General features: G+C 64.4%; 15 protein-coding genes. 13 read left to right on the forward strand and 2 right to left on the reverse strand.

The annotated features are described in order from the left end of the window. Nucleotides 1-19: 19 nt before the first annotated feature. The 5 genes from KSS94_RS13480 (at nucleotide 20) to KSS94_RS13500 (ending at nucleotide 4871) form a co-directional block, all read left to right on the forward strand. Nucleotides 20-1717, forward strand: a complete 1698-nt coding sequence (locus KSS94_RS13480) for a putative porin (RefSeq protein WP_217843460.1) — start codon at nucleotides 20-22, stop codon at nucleotides 1715-1717. A 15-nt stretch (nucleotides 1718-1732) separates the two neighbouring features. Further along, nucleotides 1733-2380, forward strand: a complete 648-nt coding sequence (locus KSS94_RS13485) for a DNA repair protein (RefSeq protein WP_217843461.1) — start codon at nucleotides 1733-1735, stop codon at nucleotides 2378-2380. A 34-nt stretch (nucleotides 2381-2414) separates the two neighbouring features. Next, the gene (locus KSS94_RS13490) at nucleotides 2415-2885 is read left to right on the forward strand and encodes a YbjN domain-containing protein (protein ID WP_217843462.1); all 471 of its coding nucleotides are present in this window, start codon (nucleotides 2415-2417) and stop codon (nucleotides 2883-2885) included. A 65-nt stretch (nucleotides 2886-2950) separates the two neighbouring features. Continuing rightward, the gene (locus KSS94_RS13495; protein WP_217843589.1) at nucleotides 2951-3841 is read left to right on the forward strand and encodes a peptidylprolyl isomerase; all 891 of its coding nucleotides are present in this window, start codon (nucleotides 2951-2953) and stop codon (nucleotides 3839-3841) included. Nucleotides 3842-3902: 61 nt separating this feature from the next. Beyond that, entirely contained in the window at nucleotides 3903-4871 is a 969-nt protein-coding gene (locus KSS94_RS13500) for a LysR family transcriptional regulator (protein ID WP_225935885.1), read from the forward strand. A gap of 950 nt (nucleotides 4872-5821) precedes the next feature. On the opposite strand, the gene KSS94_RS13505 is transcribed toward KSS94_RS13500, so the two are convergent. Next, on the reverse strand, nucleotides 5822-7441 hold the full coding sequence (locus KSS94_RS13505; protein ID WP_217843463.1) for an NADP-dependent glyceraldehyde-3-phosphate dehydrogenase: 1620 nt from the start codon (nucleotides 7439-7441) through the stop codon (nucleotides 5822-5824). A 139-nt stretch (nucleotides 7442-7580) separates the two neighbouring features. Here KSS94_RS13505 and KSS94_RS13510 point away from each other — a divergent pair, with 139 nt between their 5' ends. Next, nucleotides 7581-9824, forward strand: a complete 2244-nt coding sequence (locus tag KSS94_RS13510) for a putative bifunctional diguanylate cyclase/phosphodiesterase (protein ID WP_217843464.1) — start codon at nucleotides 7581-7583, stop codon at nucleotides 9822-9824. A gap of 15 nt (nucleotides 9825-9839) precedes the next feature. On the opposite strand, the gene KSS94_RS13515 is transcribed toward KSS94_RS13510, so the two are convergent. Continuing rightward, entirely contained in the window at nucleotides 9840-13673 is a 3834-nt protein-coding gene (locus KSS94_RS13515) for a dermonecrotic toxin domain-containing protein (RefSeq protein WP_217843465.1), read from the reverse strand. Between the two features lie 276 nt (nucleotides 13674-13949). Here KSS94_RS13515 and KSS94_RS13520 point away from each other — a divergent pair, with 276 nt between their 5' ends. The 7 genes from KSS94_RS13520 to KSS94_RS13550 all read left to right on the forward strand — a co-directional run bounded on the left by KSS94_RS13520 (nucleotide 13950) and on the right by KSS94_RS13550 (nucleotide 21105). Next, complete coding sequence (locus KSS94_RS13520; RefSeq protein WP_217843466.1) at nucleotides 13950-15104, forward strand: GNAT family N-acetyltransferase; 1155 nt, start codon at nucleotides 13950-13952, stop codon at nucleotides 15102-15104. Between the two features lie 28 nt (nucleotides 15105-15132). Beyond that, nucleotides 15133-16251 (forward strand): glycosyltransferase family 61 protein, encoded by a 1119-nt coding sequence (locus KSS94_RS13525; RefSeq protein WP_217843467.1) that lies wholly within the window; start codon nucleotides 15133-15135, stop codon nucleotides 16249-16251. Between the two features lie 366 nt (nucleotides 16252-16617). Continuing rightward, a complete protein-coding gene (gene eppA / locus KSS94_RS13530; RefSeq protein ID WP_217843468.1) occupies nucleotides 16618-16794 on the forward strand; it encodes an EPS-associated small membrane protein EppA in 177 nt (58 codons plus the stop codon). A gap of 218 nt (nucleotides 16795-17012) precedes the next feature. Beyond that, nucleotides 17013-17558, forward strand: a complete 546-nt coding sequence (locus KSS94_RS13535) for a polysaccharide biosynthesis/export family protein (RefSeq protein WP_217843469.1) — start codon at nucleotides 17013-17015, stop codon at nucleotides 17556-17558. Nucleotides 17559-17585: 27 nt separating this feature from the next. Beyond that, the gene (locus KSS94_RS13540) at nucleotides 17586-18701 is read left to right on the forward strand and encodes a hypothetical protein (RefSeq protein ID WP_217843470.1); all 1116 of its coding nucleotides are present in this window, start codon (nucleotides 17586-17588) and stop codon (nucleotides 18699-18701) included. 20 nt (nucleotides 18702-18721) lie between these two features. After that, complete coding sequence (locus KSS94_RS13545; protein ID WP_217843471.1) at nucleotides 18722-20287, forward strand: GumC family protein; 1566 nt, start codon at nucleotides 18722-18724, stop codon at nucleotides 20285-20287. An 11-nt stretch (nucleotides 20288-20298) separates the two neighbouring features. After that, the gene (locus tag KSS94_RS13550; protein WP_217843472.1) at nucleotides 20299-21105 is read left to right on the forward strand and encodes a CpsD/CapB family tyrosine-protein kinase; all 807 of its coding nucleotides are present in this window, start codon (nucleotides 20299-20301) and stop codon (nucleotides 21103-21105) included. Nucleotides 21106-21113 lie beyond the last annotated feature (8 nt).

Genomic DNA, 21113 nt, shown 5'->3' on the forward strand with positions numbered 1-21113 from the left:
CAACAGGAGTTGCACAACCATGAAGTGCCCAGTGAACCGATTGACCCTGGCGCTCGGCCTGCTGGCCGTGGCCGCGGTCGGTCCGGCCGTCGCGCAGCCCGCCCCGTCGGAGAATGCGACCGTCAACCTGATCCGCCTGTTGGTGGAGCAGGGCGTGCTCAAGCAGGACAAGGCCGACGCGCTGATCGCCCAGGCCGAACGCGAGGCCCGCGCAGCCCGCGCCGCCAGCAGCGCCGCGCCAATCGTGGCGCAGGCCCCGGCGGCCAACGGCGAGGTGCGCGTGCAGTACGTGCCGGCCATCGTCCGCCAGCAGATCCGCGACGAAATCAAGGCCGAGGTGATGAACACCGCCAAGCAGGAAAACTGGGCCGCGCCCAACAGTTTCCCCGACTGGGCCTCGCGCATCAGCTTCGACGGCGACCTGCGCCTGCGCGGCGAGTCGCGCTACTACGCCGACGGCAACAGCAACGAGATCGTCGACTTCGCCAAGCTCAACGACCAGGGCCCCTACGACGTCAACCCCAACAGCAGTTCGAGCCTGCCGCCCTTGCTCAACACCCGCGAGGACCGCGACAGCATCCTGCGCCTGCGCGCCCGCTTCGGCCTCAAGGCGCAGCTGGCCGAGCACTGGGTGGCCGGCATCCGCATCGCCACCGGCGGCAACGACAACCCGGTATCGACCACCCAGAACCTGGGCGGCGGCTTTGGCAAGAAAGACATCTGGCTCGACCAGGGCTACGTCAGCTGGAGCCCCAGCGAGCGCCTGACCCTCACGGGCGGGCGTATCGCCAACCCGTTCATGTCCACCGACATCCTGTACTCCCACGACTTGAACTTCGATGGCGTGGCGGCGATCTTCGACCATCCGGTGAACCGCGACCTGAGCCTGTTCGGCACCCTGGGGGCGTTCCCGGTGCAGTACAGCGACGATTCGGCCACCAGCAACGGCTTCGACAAGGAAAGCAGCGAGAACAAGTGGCTGTATGGCGCGCAACTCGGCGCCAAGTTCGCGCTCAACGAGCACAACCGCATCAAGGGCGCTGCGGCCTACTACCGCTTCGACGACATCGCCGGCGAGCGCTCCAGCCCTTGCGCGCCGTGGGACGGCCAGCCGGGCTGTGACAGCGACGAAACCCGCCCGACCTTCATGCAAAAGGGCAACACCCTGTTCCTGCTGCGTGACATCACCCCCGACCCGGCCAACCCGGCGAACACCCCGCAGCCGCAATTCGTCGGCATTGCCTCGGAATTCGAGCTGCTCGACCTGAACCTGCAGTGGGACACCGACCTGCCCAGCGACTTCAAGCTGCGCAGCCAGGTCAACTACGTGCACAACCTGGCCTACGACGAAGGCCAGATGCGCAAGCGCGCTGCCGGCCAGCTGGCCAACAACGTCGATGTCGACGGCAACATCCAGAGCGGCGCCGATGCCTGGATGTTCCAGTTCACCCTGGGCAATGCCCTGGACATGCGCAAGGCCGGCGACTGGAACCTGTTCGCCGGCTACAAGCGGATCGAGCCCGACGCCTTGCCGGACGGCTTCAACGATTCGAGCTTCCACCTCGGCGGCACCAACGCCAAGGGCTATTTCCTCGGTGGCAACTACGGCCTGGCCGAGAACGTCTACGCTACAGCACGGTGGTTGAGCAGCGAGGCAGTCTACGGCGCGCCGTTCGACATCGACGTGATGCAGCTTGAAGTCAACACGCGGTTCTAGGGAAGGAGCACGGGCATGAACAAGGGAGCCTATCGCCGCCACTGCACCTGGCTGATGCTGGCCCTGGGCGCAAGCCTTGCGGCCTCGGCCTCGGCCGACACCCTCGAGGAACGCCTGCGCACCCAGTTGCGCAGCACCACGCAACAACTGCAGGCACTGCAGAGCGAGCAGGCCCAGGCCAGCGTCGCGCGCCAGGCTGCCGAGCAGCAGCGCGACGCTGCCCAAGGCCAGGTACGCGAGCTCACCGCGCAATTGGCCAAGGCCCGCCAGCAGGGCGAGCAACTGGCCGGCCAGCAGCAGGCCGTGCACAGCCAGGCCCAGGCGCTGGTGGCCAGCAGCAACGAGCAACTGCACAAGTACAAGCAAGCCTACGACGAGCTGCTGGGCATGGCCCGGGCCAAGGAAAGCGAGCGTGCCCGCCTGCAGGCGCAACTGGCCGAGCGTGACGGCCAGGTGCAGCAGTGCCAGGCGCGCAACGAGCAGATGTACGGGGTGGCCAGGGAGATGCTCAGCGCCTACGAAAAAGTCGACATCGCCGACATCGTCAAGCTGCGCCAACCCTTCGCCGGCGGCGCACGGGTCAAGTTCGAGGAGCTGGCCCAAGCCTACGGCGACAAACTCTATGACAGCCAGTTCGACGCCCCGGCGGGCGTCAGCCAGTAACTGAAAACCGATCATCAACACAAGGAAGAAGCACATGACCGAAGTCACCCTGATCGAAACCGTGGGCGCCGACTCCCTGACCACGTTGCTGCAGGATGCCGGCTACCGGGTCAACCGCACCGAGCAAAATGCCGTGGTGCAGTTGCTCAGTGCCAGCCAGGGCGTGGGTTTTGCCGTGCGTTTTGGTAACCGTGCAACGGACAAGGCAGGCGAGTTCCTCGACTTCACCTTCAGCTGCGCACTGCGCATCCAGGGCGAGCTGCCGGCGGGCCTGGCCGAGCGCTGGAACGCCAGCCGGCGCTTTGCCCGCCTGTCGGTGCAGGGCGAGTTCCTGGTGATGGAAATGGACGTGGTGGTGGCCGATGGCGTCAGCCACAAGCACCTGCTGGGCAACCTGCTGCTGTGGGACCGCCTGCTGCAGGAGCTGATCGTCTACCTGCGCGACTTCAGCCGCAGCAGCGCCGAACAGGTAGCGGCATCGGCTGATGCGGAAAGCGCCTCGTGACGGCGCGTACCTTCTGGGCCAGCGCCGGTGCGCTGGCGGCCATCGCGGTAGCCGTCGCCCTGGCCATGCGCCCGGGTGACGACCCGGTGGCGGCGGCGCGCCCGGCGCCTGCGGCCAGCGAGGTGGCAGTGGACAACGGCCCTGCGCTGGCCCGGCTGGGCGAGCAGCAGGTCGATAGCAGCGAGCTGAAGGCGCTGTTCGCGCAATTGCCCGAAGATGCCCGCAGCCGTTTGCGCACTGATCGCCCGGCGCTGGAAAGCTGGATCCGCGCGCGCCTGGCCGAAAAGGCCCTGTACCAGCAGGCCGAGGCCCAGGGCTGGCTGCAACGGCCAGACATCCAGGCCCAGACCCGCGCCGCCACCGAGCAGATCGTGCTGCGCGACTACCTCAACTCGGTGAGCAAGGTACCCGACGGCTACCCCAGCGATGCCGAGCTGCAGCAAGCCTTCGAGGCCGGCAAGGCCGGTTTGCAGTTGCCGGCGCGCTACCGCCTGAGCCAGATTTTCCTGCGGGTCGACAACCCCAAGGATGACGAGGCAGTGCGCAAGCAGGCGCAGACCCTGGCCAAGCGAGCCCAGGAAAAGGACGCCGACTTTGCGGCCCTGGCCCGCGACAACTCGCAGGACGAAGGCACTGCTGCCAAAGGCGGTGACACCGGGTTGCAAGCCTTGGCGCAGCTGTTGCCAGAGGTGCGCAGCGTGGTGCCCAGGCTCAAGGTGGGCAGTGTCAGCGAGCCGGTGCAGAGCGCCGCAGGTTGGCACATCATCAAGCTGGTCGAGGCGCAGCCGGCCCGCGCTGCCACGCTGGAGGAAGTGGCCCCGCGCCTGCGCCAGGTGCTGCGTGCCCAGCGTCAGGAGCAGGTGGCCAAGGCCTACGTCGAAGGGATGTTCGACAGCGCCACGCTGAGCATCGATGGTGCGGCGCTCAACCAGGTACTGGAAAGCGCCAGCCGCTGATACCGGTGATCACAACAAGGAAGAGCCGGGCCTGCGCGTGGCGGCCTGGAGGAGGCGAAGGATGCCGATCGATCTACCCAGGGGAGGCGCCTGCGAGGGCGCCCTGGCCATGGTCCGCCCGCAGGTGCCGCTGGCCCTGGACGAGCAGACCCTGGACTGCTTCGTGGTGACTGCGCGCTGTGGCTGCTTCATGCAGGCGGCGCGGCGGCTGAACCTCAAGCCGGTGGCGCTGCGCAAGCGCCTGGCGGTGCTGGAAACGCGGCTGGGTTACAGCTTGTTCGTCAACCGCAACAACAACCCGGTGCTGAGCCCGCAGGGCGAGCGCTTGCTGGCCTTGTTGCAGGCGCGTGAGCCGGACCTGCCGGAACCTGTGCGCCGCGAAGCCGGTGCGCCGGTGCGCCTGGCGGTGGCAGAGCCGCTGTTGCAGGACCTGCTGGGGCGCAATTTGATCAGTTTCGTGCGCCAGCACGCTGGCATGCGCCTGGAGGTGTTGACGCTCAATGGCCGCCAGGTGCCGTTGCAGGAAGCGGATGTGGCGTTGTGGCTGGGCGGGCTGCAGCAGGTTGAAAGCCCGCCGGCGTTCGACGGGGCGCGGCCTGAGGCGCTGGCGACTTTGGATTACCTGCCGCATATCGCCAAGCGCTATGCCCGCGAGGCCAACCGCCCCAGCTGCCTGGCAGACCTTGAGGATTACATGCTGGTGCAGTGGCAGGGGGAGGCGGGGGTGGCGGCGTTGATGCCCTGGCATGCGCTGTTGCAGGCGCGTGCCAGCGGGGTGACGCAGATTCAGGACTACGAGATGTACTGCCAGCTCATCAAGTGCAGTGCCAGTGTGGGGTTGCTGGCGCATTATGCTTCGCGGTCGGACCGGGGGTTGTTGGCGTTGCCGGGGGTGTTTGCTGAGCCGATGCGGCGGCGGGTTTGGTTGGCGGTCAATCCGCGGACGGCGGGGGAGCCGTTGGTGCGGTTGATGGTTGGGGCGGTTCGGGCGGCGTTTGAGGAACGTAGGGATTGGTTTGAGGGGGTGTGATTGTGATGTGTGTTGTTGATCTGTTGATCTGTTGATCTATTGATCTGTTGATTAGCTGATTAGTTGGTTTTGAGAGTTGTATGCGCATTCATTATTTGTGGTGACGCTTATTCACCTTTCCGCCCTTACGGCGGGTAACTTTTTGAAGGATCAAAAAGTCACCAAAAAATCCTCGCTCCATTCATCCGGCCCCCTGCGCTGCGCTCCGGGGGTTCCCTCACTCCGGGCTTGCTCCGGGGGTGCGCGCCGACGGGCCGTCCCTGGCCCGATCGGCGCTCGACCGGCATCCATGCCGGTCGCCCCCCTACGCAATCCCTGCGTTCGGCCTCCTGAAGTCGCGAAGTTAGTGGCGGCGCCTGTAAGTACGCAGCTCGGTCGCTAGTTGCCACCGTGGGAACTCAGGATTGCAATCGCGGGGCAAGCCCGCTCCCACGCCAGAACTTGGTGCGCACAACTAGCGTGGGAGCGGGCTTGCCCCGCGATGGCGTCAGAACAAACAACACATCAATAACAATCAAACCAACATCCTGGCTGTTGATCTGGCTGTTGATCTGGCTGTTGATCTGGCTGTTGATCTGGCTGTTGATCTGGCTGTTGATCTTGCTTCTAAGCGCGCGTTAGTTCAGGCAACACAAATCGCGACTTCAGGAGGCCGAGCGTAGGGATTGCGTAGGAGGGCGACCGGCATGGATGCCGGTCGAGCGCCGATCGGGCCAGGGACGGCCCGTCGGCGCGTACCTCCGGAGCAAGCCCGGAGCGAGGGAACCCCCGAAGCGCAGCGTAGGGGGCCGGATGATGGGAGCAGGCGGTTTTTGGTTACTTTTTTCCAAGAAAAAAAGTAACCCGCCGTAAGGGCGGAAAGGTGACGAAAAGCGCGCATCGTCAACGAATGTGCATGCATCTCCCAAAGCAATCACCATAAATCCCGAGCCCGAGCCCGAGCCCCAAAATCAGAATATGTAATCCGTAGTCAAAAAACTCGACTGCCGATTACGAATAATCTCACTGATCAACTCCTTGTTCGCCCCCTGGAACCGCGTAGCCACCAAGGTCCGAATCGAAAACACCCGCAAAGCGTCATGCACCGACAAGGTCCCCTCGGCGCTGTTCTTGCGCCCGTTGAACGGGTAAGTGTCAGGCCCACGCTGGCACTGGGCGTTGAGGTTGATGCGCCCGACCTGGTTGGCGAACGTATCCACCAGCGCCCCCACGGTCTCCGGGTCATTCCCGAACAGGCTCAACTGCTGCCCGTAATCCGAGTCGAGCACATAGTCGATCACCGTCTGCAGGTCGCGGTAGGGCACCACCGGCACCACCGGCCCGAACTGTTCCTCGTGGTAGACCCGCATGTCACGGTTCACCGGGTACAGCAGGGCCGGGTAGAAGAACGAACCACGGCTCTTGCCACCGCCTTCGTTCAACACCTGGGCGCCGTGTGCCAGCGCATCTGCCACCAAACCCTCGAGGTAGTCCAGCTTGCCGGGCTCGGGCAGCGGCGTCAGCGCCACCCCGGCTTCCCACGGCATGCCCGGCTTCAAGGCGGCGAGCTTGCGCTGGAACTTGTCGAGAAACGCCTCGACCACATCCTCGTGCACGAACAGGATCTTCAGCGCGGTGCAGCGCTGGCCGTTGAACGAAAGCGCGCCGGTGACGGCTTCGTCCACCGCGTTGTCCAGGTCGACCCGGGGCAGCACGATGCCGGGGTTCTTGGCGTCCAGGCCCAGGGCTGCGCGCAGGCGGTGCGGGCGCGGGTGGAGCTTTTTAAGGTCGCTGGCGGCCTTGTGGGTGCCGATGAACGCAAACACATCGACCTTGCCGCTGGCCATCAGCGCGCTGACCGTTTCACGGCCACGGCCATAGATCACGTTGATCACCCCGGCCGGGAAGCTGTCGCGGAACGCCTCGAGCAACGGGCGGATCAGCAGCACACCGAACTTGGCCGGCTTGAACACCACGGTGTTGCCCATGATCAGCGCCGGGATCAGCGTGGTGAAGGTTTCGTTGAGCGGGTAGTTGTACGGGCCCATGCACAACGCCACCCCCAAAGGCGCACGGCGGATCTGGCCGAGGGTGCCCTGTTCCAGCTCGAAGCGGCTCGAACGCCGGTCCAGGTCCTTCAGGGCATTGATGGTGTCGACGATGTAGTCGCAGGTGCGGTCGAACTCTTTCTCGGAGTCCTTGAGGTTCTTGCCGATCTCCCACATCAGCAGCTTGACCACTGCGGTGCGTTGCTCGCGCATACGTGCCAGAAAGGCCTCGACATGCTGGATACGCTCGGCCACACGCATCGTCGGCCAGGCGCCGCGGCCCTTGTCATAGGCCTGCACCGCGGCATCCAGAGCCTGCAGGGCGGTGTCGGCATCCAGTAGCGGGGCGCTGCCCAGGATCACCTGGCGTTCACCCTCGGCGTCCTTCAGCCACACCGGGCTGCGTACCGTGGCCAGGGGGCCGTCCCAGTGCCTGAGCTCACCGGCCACCAGGTAGTCGCGTTGCTCCAGCGGCTCACCCAGGCGCCAGGCCTCGGGAATGTCGGCAGGGGCGGGAAACAGCGAGTCGAGCAGACGGTCCATGAATACTGCACCTCTTGTGTTTGGCTGGGTGAAACGCTTCAGCATCGGAGCATGCGCCCAGCGCTGGAAAAACACCAGTCTGGCTCAACATTGCCCTGGCTGCGCCGATACAGTGTGAATCGCCCCCGATCACAGGCTTATGACCAGCAGCATTTTCCCTTCTGTCGACGAACCGACACCGCCGTCAGGTGCCTTGCACCGTGCATTCAATCGCTTGCTGCCAGTGGCTTTCGCCGTGGTCGGCATCGCTTTGGCAACGGTGCTCGGTCACCTGGATGCACAGCGTGCGCAGAGCGAAGCGCAGGCCAACCTGGCGGCGCGGCTTTCGGGGATGCGCGCGGCACTGGAAGCGCAGTTGCGTGCGGCGTTCGCCGAGGCCGAAGGCATCGCCCAGCTGATCGGCACCGACGGCAGCATCAGCGTGCCGCATTTTCAGGGCATGGCCCGCGACGCGCTGGCCTCGGTGCCCTTCATGCGCAACATTGCCCTGGCGCCGGCCGACGTGATCCGCGACGTGTACCCGCTGGAGGGCAACGAGCGCATCATCGGCCTGGATTACCGCCGTCTGCCCGAGCAATTGCCGTTGTTGCAGTCGGCGCGCGAACGCGGCGAGCCGGTGCTTGCCGGCCCGTTGCAGCTGTACCAGGGCGGTCGCGCACTGGTTTACCGACGCCCGGTGTTCGTCACCGGCAAGCGCGGGGTGAGCTTTTATTGGGGCAATGTCTCGGTGGTGGCCGATATCGACCGCCTGTTGCTGGCAGCCGGCCTGCAACCGGATGCCGACCTTGAACTGGCGATGCGCGGCAGCGACGGCAAGGGCGCCGATGGTGAGCTGATCTGGGGCGATGCGCGGTTGTTCGACGCCCCCCAGGTGAAGCTGAGCGTGGAGGTGCCAGGCGGGTTCTGGCAGCTGGTGGCCGCACCGCGCGGCGGCTGGGCGGCGCTGAACCTGTTCGCTTCGCCATTGTTCTGGGTGGCATTGGGTTGCACCGGCCTGTTCAGCCTGTTCGTCGCCCAGCTCAGCCGCAAGCAGCGCCTACTGCAACTGCGTAACGCTGAGCTGCGTCAATCACAGGCCCAGCTGGAGCGCCTGGCGCACTATGACACCATCACCGGGCTGCCCAATCGGGTGCTGTTCCAGCAGCAACTGGGCGAGGCGGTCCGCCACGGCCATGGCCTGGCGGTGCTGATGCTGGATATCGACGGTTTCAAGCAGGTCAATGACAGCCTTGGCCACCCCATGGGCGACCTTTTGCTGCAACAGGCCACTGCACGCTTTCTGCAGGAACTGGACACCCAGGACCAGGTCTGCCGCCTGGGGGGCGACGAGTTCGTATTCATGTTGCAGGGCACTCAAGGCCAGGTGAGCCACCAGGTACGCGCCTTGCTGCGTTGCCTGCAGCGGCCGTTCGATCTCAACGGCAATGCGGGCCTGGTGACCGGCAGCATCGGCCTGGCCTGGTCGCCGCAACACGGCGAAGACGCCGACAGCCTGCTGCGCCATGCCGACACCGCCATGTACGTGGCCAAGGAAAGCGGGCGCAACGCCTGGCGCCCCTACCACCCGGACATGACCGAGCGCCTGCACCAGCGCCTGGAGCTTGAACGCAACCTGCGTCGCGCCCTGGAGTACAACGAATTCGAGCTGTGGTACCAACCCAAGCTCGACCTGTTCAGCGGCCGTCTTGAGGGCGTCGAGGCGCTGCTGCGCTGGCGCGACCCGGAGCATGGCCTGGTGTCGCCTGGCGAGTTCATCCCGCTGGCCGAGCGCACCGGGCTGATCATCCCGTTGGGCGAGCGGGTGCTGGAGCTGGCCTGCGCCCAACTGGCCGAATGGCGCGCCGCCGATACGCTGCCTGGGCCCATGGCAATCAACGTGGCAGCCCTGCAGATCGAGCGTAGCGACTACGTTACCAGCCTGGCTTGTGCCCTGGAGCTGCATGGGCTGCCTGCCAGCCTGCTGGAGGTGGAAATCACCGAGAGCCTGCTGATGGAAAGCCAGCAGCAGGCTTGCGGCGTACTGGCGCAGTTGCAGGCCATGGGGGTGGCCACTGCGGTGGACGACTTCGGTACTGGCTACTCGTCGCTGGCCTACCTGCGTGCCTTGCCCATCGACCACCTGAAGATCGACCGGGCGTTCATCAAGGACTTGCCCGGTGACGACGATGCCGTCGCCATTGCCCGGGCAATCATCGACCTGGGGCATGCCCTGGGCTTTCGCATCACCGCCGAAGGCATCGAAACCCAGGAGCAGTTCGACTTCCTGCGCAATGCCGGTTGCGACCAGGGCCAGGGTTATCTGCTGGGGCGGCCGATGCCGGCAGAGGCGTTGCGCCACTGGTTGGCAGAGCACCACAACCCGCAGCACCCGGCGGTGCAGTAGCCGCCGAGCTGCGGCTTACAAGGGCAGCTCCAGCAGGCGCCAGGCCGGTTGGCCCAGGGCGTAGTCGCGCATCAGCGGTTCGCTGTCGATACGCGCCAGGCGGCGCCAGAACTCATCGAGCATGGCGGGTGGATCTTGCATGTAGCGGTCATCCACCACCACTGCGCGCAGGCCTCGGCGGTAGGCCAGCGGCAGGCGCTGCCAGGCGGCCAGTTGCTGCTCACCAGCGTTGTCGAGCAGTTCGTGGTACTCATGCTCCGATACCAGCAGGTCGATGCCGTGTTGCTGGTAATAGCGCTCGATCTGCTGGTTGACCCGCGGCGTCAGCCAGTCGCTTTCCAGTTGCATTGCGCGGGCAACGTGCTCGGGCAGCTCGAGGTCTTGCGGTAGCGCTTCGAATTGGTTGTCAGACAGGTCCAGTACCTCCAGCTCGCCGAGTGCGGACAAACCTTCCGGCAGGCGTGTGAGGCTGGCGCCGTCCAGTTGCACGAACTGCAGGTCTGCCAGCCCGGCCAGGTTGGGCGCGTTGAGCAGCGGGTTTTCCGACAGGTCCAGATAGCGCAGGTTGGCGGCCCGTTCCAGCTGCATCTGCGCTGTAGCGTCCCAGGTTATGCGGTTGTTTTGCAGGTCCAGGGTGGTCAGGCGCAAAGGGGCGGGCAACATTGGCAGTGTTGCAAAGCGGCAGTCGCGCAGATGCAGGCGGCGCAGGCGAGGGAAGCGCTCGATGAACTCAGGGTGCAGCCAGTCCAACTGGCGGTTCTGACTCAGTTCCAGCTCCTCGACATGCCGAAAGTCGTCCGGCAAGGCCAGGGTGGCCAGGTCGTGGTTGTCCAGCTCCAGGCCAGCCAGGTCCAGCGACGGGACTCGCAGCTCATCACTGAGCTGATGGTACGAATCGCGGCGCCAGGCGCTGACGATGCGGCTGACCGCACGTTGCCGGTGGGGCGCCTGTGCAGCCCAGTTGGCCAGATCGATGCGCAGTTGGCGCAGGCGCTCCTCCAGCCGGGTGAGTTCGATCTCCGCCGAGCGGGTTTCACGCCGCCAACGCGACATGCTGGCGGCGAAGTCATCGTCACTGGCGCTGGGGAACAGCCGCTGGTAGCGCCCGCGCTGGCTGCTGCCCAGGGTGAACCGGGGATACACGCCGGTGGCGTCGCCGCCCCGCAGGCCGCCACCTTGCCAGCGTGTAGGGGGCGTTTGGCGCAGCAGGCGAGTCAACGCCAGGCGTTGGCTGTCGAGCAGATCCAGCAGCCGCTGGCGCAAGCCATCGGCGCCTTTGGCCTGCAACCCCAACTGCCGGCGCTGTGCTGCCGGGAGGGAGTCCAGCACGGCGCGGCACAGATCGAAGTCTTGACGGGCCGGGGCAGGGCGCTCGCCCAGGTGAGCTTCGTAACCTTCTGCCGTCTTGAGCACGACGCAGCGCTCACCGGCCTCGGCAGCGCCGATCGCCTGCAGCAGCGGCCCTTGCGGGCTGGCAGCGCGCAGCTCCAGGCGCAAATCGTCAGGCCACCCGGCCAGCCGCTTCAGGCAGGCCCACAGCAGGCGCTCGCTGTCAGGGTTGGCCAAATGCGGCATGCAAAGCCCCTCGATGGCACGGACCAGCGGCAGGTCGTTGGCGAGCTGGCGTGCGGCGGTGTCCAACCAGGCAGGCAAGGGCTGTACGTTGCCCAGCTGGCTTGCTTCGTCCGGGCTCAGGCGCGCTGCCAGGCGCCTGCACAGGGGGCGGGTCAGGGTCGGGTAGGCTTGATGCAGGCGCTCGCCAACTGGGTCGGCAAGGGGCTCGGGGTCGTAATGCTGGTTGAACAGGCTGTCGTGATCTTGCCCTGGCGACTGTTCAAGCTCGGCAAGGGTCAGGCGTTCGGCGTCCATGCGCGCCAGTGTGTCGGCAAGCAGCGCTGGTGTCGGTTGGCCTTGCAGGTGAACCTGGCGCAGGGCGTCCTCGCCTATACCGCACAAACGCGCAGCCTGTTGCAGCTGGTTGTCGTCGAAGTGCTCCAAGGCCGGGCCTAGCCTTCGGATCAAAGTAGCCAGCGGCCAGTGATGGGGGGCTTCGTGTTCGGCTCGCCAGGCGCCTTCGCCATTGTGTTCGAGCAACGGCTGGTAGGCGTCGGGGTCGCTTGGGTGCAGGATTTGCCAGCGTTTGCTGCCCTGGTCGAAGCGCTGCTCATATAACTCGCCCTCGATGCGGATGAAACAACGGCCTTGGTGCAGCCACTGCCCGGCAGAATTGGCGGCGAGCGTTTCAGGCAACACCTGCGGGCTGCGGTAGGGCGAAAGGTCCGGGCGCCACAAGCGCCGGCTGCCGTCAGCCTTGGTCACTGGCTGCAACTGCTCCATCAGTGGGCTGCCGAACACCTTCGGCAGCACCTTGCCCGCGGCATGCAGGCCGCCGATCAGGGCCAGGTTAAGGCCCACGGCCTCAAGGTGGCCCAGCGCCGCATGGCGGTCGCCGACGCTCCACGCCGCATAGCCTTCGTAGGCTTCGTCGAGCAGCTGGCAGGCGGTGACCGCGAGCATCAGGCTGCCTACAGCCGGAATGAACAAGCCGGCCACCATCAAGGCATCCAGGCCCAGGCTTTTCCATTCGGCCAGGCGCCGCTGGCGCGCTTGTTCATCGGCCTGGGCGGTGGGCACGGCGAGCAGCATGGCTTCTTGCTTGAGGCGCGCCACATGGCGCTCGTGCAGGTGGGCAAACAGCTCGGCCGGGATGCGTTCGCGGGTCAGGCGCAAGTCGGCGTACTCGGCGGCTTGCCAGGCTTGGTCGTCGGCGCTGTTGCCTTGTGCGTCGAGGTTTTGGTGCAGCAAGTCGAGCAGGCGGGCCCTTTGCTCGAGCGACAGGTAACCGAGAAAGGCGCGACGCGCTTGAGGCTCGAGCAACAGTGTCATCAAGGTGCGGTGAACTGCCTGAAAGTCCTCGCAGGCGTGCAGTGCGTGCTGATGGTCGGGGAGGTAGAGCAGCAACCCGGCGTCACCTGTATCGATCAATACCAGTTCATGCACGGTGAGCCCGAACAACTGGAGTTGCCAGCAGGTGCCGGCCTTGCCTGCCAGCAGTGACTGCAATGCGTCATCGGCGGCGCCGGTGATACCGTGGCGCAGCCTGGCAAGGCTGGCAGCCAGGCGTAGGCGCCCACGGCGAACCTGGCTGGCCAGCTCGCTCAGTTGCTGACGGGCGTCGCCTTCGAACACCTCTTGCAGGTGGCCTTGGTAGCGCTGGCCCAGGTCCAGCGTGCGGCAGGTTTCGGCGAACTGCTCCGGGGTCAGCGGCAGCGGGGTCACCCGATAGCTTTCGGAGGGCAAGCCGAAGGTGGCGGCAGGTACCTGGTAGCCGACAGGCGCACGGCCGGTGACGGTAATCGGCTGCACGTCGATGTCTTCAGTCCGCGCCACGGCGCTGTGCGTGGCAAAACTTGCATCGTCGCCGAAGTTCTGCAATGCAGCCTGCAACAGTGAATGCCGCTCGCTGCGGTAGAGAAAGCAGGTGCCAGACCATGACCAGCTGCTCTCGACGCGCAGCAGCTCGGCACCGCGTACCGGGGACGATATGCCCAGGCCAGCCAGGGCCTGTTGCAACGGAGGCTCGCAGAACTCGGCGATTTGCTTCAGCCCTTTCAAGGCGCGGCCAAGTGCATGTTGGGCCTGTAGAAGGTTTGCCTGGTGCAGCAGCACGGCTTCGCGCAGCTCGGGCAGGGCGTTGCCGAACCAGTCCGCTTCGGCATCAGGCAGGTCTTGAGCGGGCATCAGGCATTCGCCCAGGGTTTGCCATTGGTCCGGGGTGGCCTGGCCGGCCCAGGCTGGAAGTTGCTGTTCGAGCAGATGACGGTGCGGGTTTTCCTGGAATTGCTGCATGGTGTGAGTCCTTCGCTTGAGGGGCTTCAAGCAAAAGGCCTGACCAAGGGGCAGCGGTGTTAGATAGCTAGCGCACCGCACAATACCTGCGTCATGAAATCTTTATCGGTGATATCACAAGGCCGCTTGCCAGCGCGCGCCACGCCATCTTTACTTGGTTTGGGTCGTGGCCCCGGCAGGGCGCCAGAGCGTGCAAGGCAATCAATGTGTTGAGTGGTTCGAACGGGACTTCACCCGGCTTTTCGCAGCCCGATGACAAAGGATGTGGACAAAGACATGAAAGCACTGCTCACTGCGGCTGGTCGCACCTTCATTTCCCCCTCGAGGCGTTACCAACTGCGCACTGTTGCCAATGCCTTGCGCGACCTGCTCGGCCGTGCCTGCCTATGGCGCTGGGAGGTGGCCCGCTTCAGGCTGCAGCAGGAAAGCCCCTACGAGATCCTCTACATCGGCCGCAAGCAGCAGCGGGCGATGGCCAAGTTGCTGATCGGCGGCAAGGACCGCCAGGGCCAGCCGGAATTTGCCGTCGACGATACCCCCGCCGCGCAGCGCCAGGTGGTGGTGATCAGCGAGCTACCCACCGCCGGCGCCCTGTCGGTACCCCATTACCTGAGCGCGGTGGTGCCGCTGGGCCGTTCGCTGGAAGACATCACCGCGCGCTACGACAGCGAACTGCGCCGCAGCATTCGCAAGCACCGGCCGTTGTACCAGATGCACCAGACCCTGGATGACGACGAGATCGCCATGGCCGACCGCGACCTGCTGCGCCCCTACGCCACCGCGCGCCAGGGCATCCATGCGGCGCAGTTCCCCAGCGATGACGTGTACCGCCTGGCCAAGGGCGCCGGGCGGCTTGACCTGATCACCTGCAACGGCGAGGTGGTGGCCTGCCACCTGGGCTGCGAGATCACCCGCGGCGGCAAGCGCTACTGGAGCACCCTGCGTTTCGGCTACTGTGAGGCGGTGTTCTCGGACGCGAAAAAGCTGCGTGAGGTCAACTCCATCACCACCTTCATGGCGCTGGAATGGGCCCTGGAAAATGGCTACGACTACTACGATATCGGCCTGTGCCTGGCCCGCCCGGACGACGGTTTGCTGAAGTGGAAACGCAGGCGCGGCGGCGACATTGACGGGCTGAACAACCATGCGTACCTGTTCGTGCGCTTGCCCAAGGCCGGCAGGGCCGGCTTTTTGTGGGATACACCGCTGTTTGCCGTGGAGGGCAACAAGTTGACCCTGCACCTCGGTGTGCCGGACGGGGCCAGCGAGGAAGAGCTCGCCAGCCGCTACCAGGAAATGGTGTTCGGCGGCCTGCACAAGATCTACCTGTACGGCAGCAAATGCTGTGGCGAGCAGTTTCTCGAAACCCTGCGCAGCCGCTATGCAGGCTTTGCCGCGCCGCCGACCATGGAGCGCGTGCTGTCGAACTGAACACTGAAGGCCCAGGGGAGGGCGTTGCATGGGAACCGATTTCTCGAGGCCCGGAACCGTACCGACGGCGCGCCGGCCCAGCTGGTCGCTGGCCGCTTACCTGCACATGGCCAGAAAACGCCTGGGTCGCCAGGGCGATGTGGACATCAAGCAGGCCGCTGACAAGGCCTGGGATATCGCTCCGGGCGAGGTCACCGTATCGCCACCGGCTGTTTTCCTGCCCGGGCAACTGGAGCGGATAACCGGCTGGGAGGGCAAGCGCTTCTACCCCTATGTGCACCCAGGGCCGACCATGCAGGGCGGTATCCGCATGGAGCAGGGACCAACCCGGGGTTACCTGGTTCGCGATGCCTGGTTGATTGACGGCGCGCTGTACAAGGGCAGTGCCAGCCATTGGCTATCACTCAAACCCCATCGGTTCCCGCCGGTGAGGATAGAAAACGAGATCGAGCGCGCAGCGATCTACTGCACGCAGAACGGCAACACCTGGTTCGGCACCTGGCTGATGGAAGACTGCCCGACCTACGCCCTGGCCTGTGACGAAGGGGTGCCGGTCACCACCGCGCCTTCGGCCAGGTACCCGCTGTTCACCCAGGGCCCGGCCTATGAAGACTGGCTGGGCATGCACCCGCTGCGCCTGCACACGGCGTTTTTTCACGAGCTGGTGCTGTTCGACGACATGAGCAACAACCGCAACCGCTACCAGCGCTACCGTGACATGGGCGACAAGCTGCTGGCCCACGTCGAGCACGCGCCGCACCCGGGGGTGTTCATTTTGCGCGGCAGTGACGGCGACTTGCGCCTGCTGCGCAACGAGCTGGAAATTGCCGAGCACCTGCGGGTGACCCGGGGCTTTCGCGTCATCAACCCGATGAAGCTCGATGTGCCGGCGATCGTCGCTGCTTGCGCAGGCGCCCGGGTGGTCATGGGCGTGGAAGGCAGCCAGCTGGTGCACGGGGTCAACGTGCTGCAGCCAGGGGGCGCGGTGTTCGCCTTGCAGCCGCCGAATCGTTTCGTCAGCTACTACAAATACCTGACCGACCGCGACGGGCAGCAGTTCGCGTTTGTGGTGGGCACCCCTGAGGGCGAGGGTTTTACCATTGATATCAATGAGGTAGAGCGAACGCTCGACTTGTTGGCGGATTAACGTCATTTTCTGCTGCGCTGGTCAGGACGGTACGCATAACCTTTCTCATTCATGAAACACCCGCCGACGCTACGGGTGTTTTTTTGATTGCGCTAAATAACCCGGCATTAACTGAGTTTTTTCCAGAAATTCACGTCTTTTTCATGCAGATGCTGCGCGCTAGGCGCAAGAAGGAGTGGCACTTTGCCATGCGGTATTTTGCTGTCGGTATTTTGACCATATTGGGGCAGTACCATTGAATTTTATTATGGTGTCGGATCGTTGACGTAGTGTCATTCTGCCCATAAGCTCAAATCACCAGCCACGAAGTCCCGCGCTGGAACCCTTCCAGACCACGTTGTTCATCCTCTAGACCAGGAGGGCATCATGCGCTCGACACTTTTTATCAAGTCGATCTTCCTGTTGGTGCTCATGAGCGGCGCGGCCCGTGCTGCCGACTCCTATATCAGCCAGAACAACGTCATTCCGCTGGCCACTGCCGGTTGGTTGTTCGGTTTTGCGGTGATCGGTTTTGTGGCGGTCGCCAACCGCACCAAGGTGTAAGAGCAGCGGCTTTTCAAGGCCCTTGCCGGCTTGTCAATTCTGCAACCATTGCTATATTCCAGTTGCCAGCGGCCAGTGTATTGCCAGCCCCCTGGTAACAGGCCTCGAGGATGATCGAGGCTGTCGCGGCACCACTTAAGTAGCTGCGGCCGGAGCGAGAAGTCTTATGCTGTTCTCATCAGTGCTCTTTTGTATGCCGACCTGGCAGGAGGGACCCCATGGTGCGTTCAATGTTCGCCCTGCTGTGCGTGCTGATGGCGTGGTCCACTGTCGGTAGTGCCAGCGACTCCAATACCCCCTATCTGCTCAGCCCCGGTGACAAGGTGCTGGTTTCAGTGTGGCAGGAAGACACCCTGCGCCAGGAAACCACCGTGCTCCCCGACGGCAGCATCACTTTCCCCCTGGCGGGCCGCATCGATGTGGCCGGCCTCGACGTCACGGCGGTAGCCAAGAAGATCACCGCCGGGCTCAAGCCTTACCTGGCCGACCCCAACGTCAGCGTCGTGGTCACCAGCACCGCCGGCAACCTGGTGTACGTGCAGGGCAAGGTGGTCAAGCCAGGCCCGGTACCAATGGCCGGCCCCACTGCAGTGCTGCAGGCCCTGAGCATGTCGGGGGGGCTGGACAAGTTCGCCGATGAAGGCGGCATCAAGGTCTTGCGCGGCAACGATGTCAAACAGGTGCGTTACAAGGACCTGGTGTCTGGCCGTGACATGTCCACCAATTACCAACTCCAGGCGGGCGATACGCTGATCGTGCCTTGAGCCCGCCTTCTTTATTAAGACCGCACAGTGCCTATTCTTCGAACAACACGTATTGCGACGGCCGTCTTGATGTTGCCGTTCCCGGGGTTGGCCCTGGCCGCCCATTGGCAGTCTTCGGTGGTGGTGCCCACTACCGTGGAATACGACAGCAACCCGCTGTTGCTGACCTCAGACGAGAAGGGTGTCATGCGCACACTCATCGAGCCCACCTACAACCTGGTCGGTACCTTCGACCGCGATCAGCTCACCTTGGGGCTGGGGGTGCACGTGCTGCATTCTTCCGACACCTCGGTGCAGAAGAACCGCGAAGACCCCGACCTGAACCTGGGCTGGCGGCGCGATACCGAAACGGGCCACTTCGGCTTGCGCGCTCAGTACATCGAAAGCTCGACCTTGTCGGGCACGGTGCTGGACACCGGTGTGGTGACCACCGACGGCACGCAGAAGATGTCGATCTTGTCTGGCGACTTCAGCCATGCCCTGAGTGCGCGCACCACCTTCGACAACGAAACCCACTACTCCCACGCCACCTACGACATCGCCACGCTGACCGGCTATGACGAGCTGGCCAACATCTCCACCCTGACCTACGCCTGGAACGAGCGCACCGATGTGTTCGGCGGCCTGCGCATTCGCCGCTACGAGCCGGACCAGAGCGACACGGCGATAGCCTCGAACAGCTACACCCCGAGCGTGGGCGTCAAATACCAGATCACCGACAGCCTCACCGGCCGGGCGCATATCGGCGTCAACCAGGTATCAGGCTCTGAAGGTGGCCGGCGCGGGGAGGGCGGGGTGCTGTTCGACTACCGTGGCACCCGCACCGACGCCAGCCTGAGCGCCGAGCGCACCACCGTGGCCAGCGCCGAAGGCGGCTTCGCCCAGCTCGACCTGGTGCACGGCATGTGGAGCTACGCAGTCAGTGAGCTGACCCGCGTGGGGCTGGATGCGCAATGGCAGGACAGCAAGGGGCAGACCCCCAACACCCTGCAGACCTACAGCGCCTGGGCCAGCCGCGAGTTTTCGCCGTATTGGGACCTGCGCCTGTCGTTGATGTACAAGGAGCGCCAGCAGAGCGGCGCACCGGATGCTGCTGCAACCATCGTTGGCTTGACCTTGACCTATAAGTACCCCGACCTCTGACCTTCAGCCTGGTGACCGCCATGAAGTCTGAATACGAGCTCTCTCTCAAGGATTACATCGCGATCATCAAGGACCGGGCCCTGCTGTTGGGGGTGATCATTGCGGTCGTTCTGGCAGGTACGGTGGCGGTGGCAGTCAGTGTGCCGCCGGTGTACCAGGCCATGGGTACCATCCTGGTGGAATCGCAGCAGATATCGCCGGAGCTGGTGGGCACCAACAACCCCAGCGTGGCCGATGAGCGCATCGAGGTGATCCGCCAGCGGGTCATGACCCGGGACAACCTGCTGCGCATCATCGACAAGTACCAGCTGTTCACCGACAGCTCACGTCAGCTCAGCGAAGAAGACAAGGTCGACCTGATGCGCAACACCATCGGCGTCAATACCTTGAGCACCTTCGTCAAGGGGCGTGGCGATACCACCGTGGCCTTCACCGTCTCCTTCGACCACAAGAAACCGGAAGTGGCCAAGCAAGTGGCCGACGAGCTGGTCACGCTGTTTCTCAACGAGAACATGAAGCAGCGTACCGAGCGCGCCACCGAAACCACCGAATTCCTCACCCAGGAGGCCGACAAGTTGGGGGCCGAGCTGGCCGTGCAGGAAAACCAGCTGGCCGACTACAAGCAGGCCAACGCCAATTCGCTGCCCGAGAACCAGACCCTGCGCATGAACATGCTGTCGCGCTCGGAGCTGGAGTTCCGTGAGGTCGACCGCGACTATAAAAACGCCCAGGAAGAGCTGCGTTACCTGCAACTGGAGCTGTCGGCCGCCAATGCTGGCCTTGCCACGCGCCCCGATGGCAGCCGCCCGGCGGCCGCCGACCAGCCTCAGGACCTGGGCAGCCTCAAGGCCGAGTACGCACGGCTTTTGACCCGCTACACCGAAGCGCATCCGGATGTGGTGGCCATCAAGCGCAAGATCCAGGCACTGCAGGCCGGCGGCGCTGGCAAGGGCAGCGCCGCCGGGGTCAACCTCGACGTCGCCCGGGCACAGGCCAAGATTTCCGCGGCCCAGGCCAATATCGCCTCGCTGGCCCAGCAAAAACGCGACCTGTCGCAAAAGATGGAAGCCACCGAAGCCGAAATCCTCGCAGCGCCCCAGGTCGAGCGTGGCCTGATCACCCTGATGCGTGACCACGACAACGCCCGCAAAAAGTATGAAGAGATTCGCGCCAAGGAAATGAGCGCCAAGATCAGCGAAAGCCTCGAGCAGGAAAACAAGGCCGACCGCTTCGTGCTGCTCGAGCCGCCACGCCTGCCGGAAAAACCGGTCAAGCCCAATCGCAAGAAGATCGTCGCCCTGGGCCTGGTACTGGCCCCGGCCGCCGGTGGTGCGCTGGTGATGCTGCTGGAGATGCTCAACCAGCGTGTGCGTGGCGCTGGCGCCCTGGAGAGCGTGCTGGGCAAACGGGTGCTGGTGTCGGTGCCGTTCATCGCCACCCAGGCAGAGCTCGCCAGGCGCCGGCAGTGGCGGGTGGGGTTGATCATTGCAGGCGTGCTGGGGGTGGGGGTGATGCTGCTGCTCATCCACCTGTTCTACATGCCGCTGGATCTTCTGCTATTTAGAACTATGGCTCGGTTTGAATAGGGAATGCAGTGATGGACAGGACTACGCCGGCAGTTGGCAAGAACATTCATCAGGTTTCACCCAGCAGCGGGGACACCCCGCAAACGCCTGCGCTGCTGGAGCAGCCTGGCGCCCTGGCCCAGTTCGACTATGTGCAGACCCGGGTGGTGCCGCTGAACGCCGAGCACCTTGAGCGCCAGCGCATCGTCGCCTACAACAAGAACTCCAACATGAACTGGGCCTTCGACCTGCTGCGAACCCAGGTGCTACAGATGATGGAGGAGAACGGCTGGCGCACGTTGGCGATCACCTCGCCAACGCCCGAGGCGGGCAAGACGGTGCTGGCGACCAACCTGGCCATGAGTATCGCCCATCACACCAACAAGACTGCATTGCTCGTGGACTTCGACCTGCGCAGGCCACGGGTGGGCAAGGCGCTGGGGTTATCGATGGAAAAAGCGCTGAACGAGCTGCTCGATGGCTCGGCGCAGCTTGGCGAGGTACTGGTCAACCCGACGCTGCCGCGCTTTGTGGTGTTGCCGACCCGTGAGCCGATCCCGCTGTCTACCGAGGTCTTGTCGTCGACCAGGGTCAGCAACTTGATCAGCGAGTTGCGTGACCGCTACGAGTCGCGCATCTGCATCTTCGATTTGCCGCCGCTGTTGAGTTCGGACGATGCGATCACCGTGCTGCCCAAGTTTGACTGTGTATTGTTGGTGGTGGCCAATGGCAGCAACAGCAAGAAGGACATCGAGGATTGCTCGTATCACCTGGGGCAGTCGAACTTGCTGGGGACGGTGTTGAACAAGGCTGAGGTGGAGCCCAGGACTTATTATTGATTTTTGGG

Origin of the sequence: Pseudomonas fakonensis, from assembly GCF_019139895.1 — a bacterium.
Taxonomy (GTDB): Bacteria; Pseudomonadota; Gammaproteobacteria; order Pseudomonadales; family Pseudomonadaceae; genus Aquipseudomonas; species Aquipseudomonas fakonensis.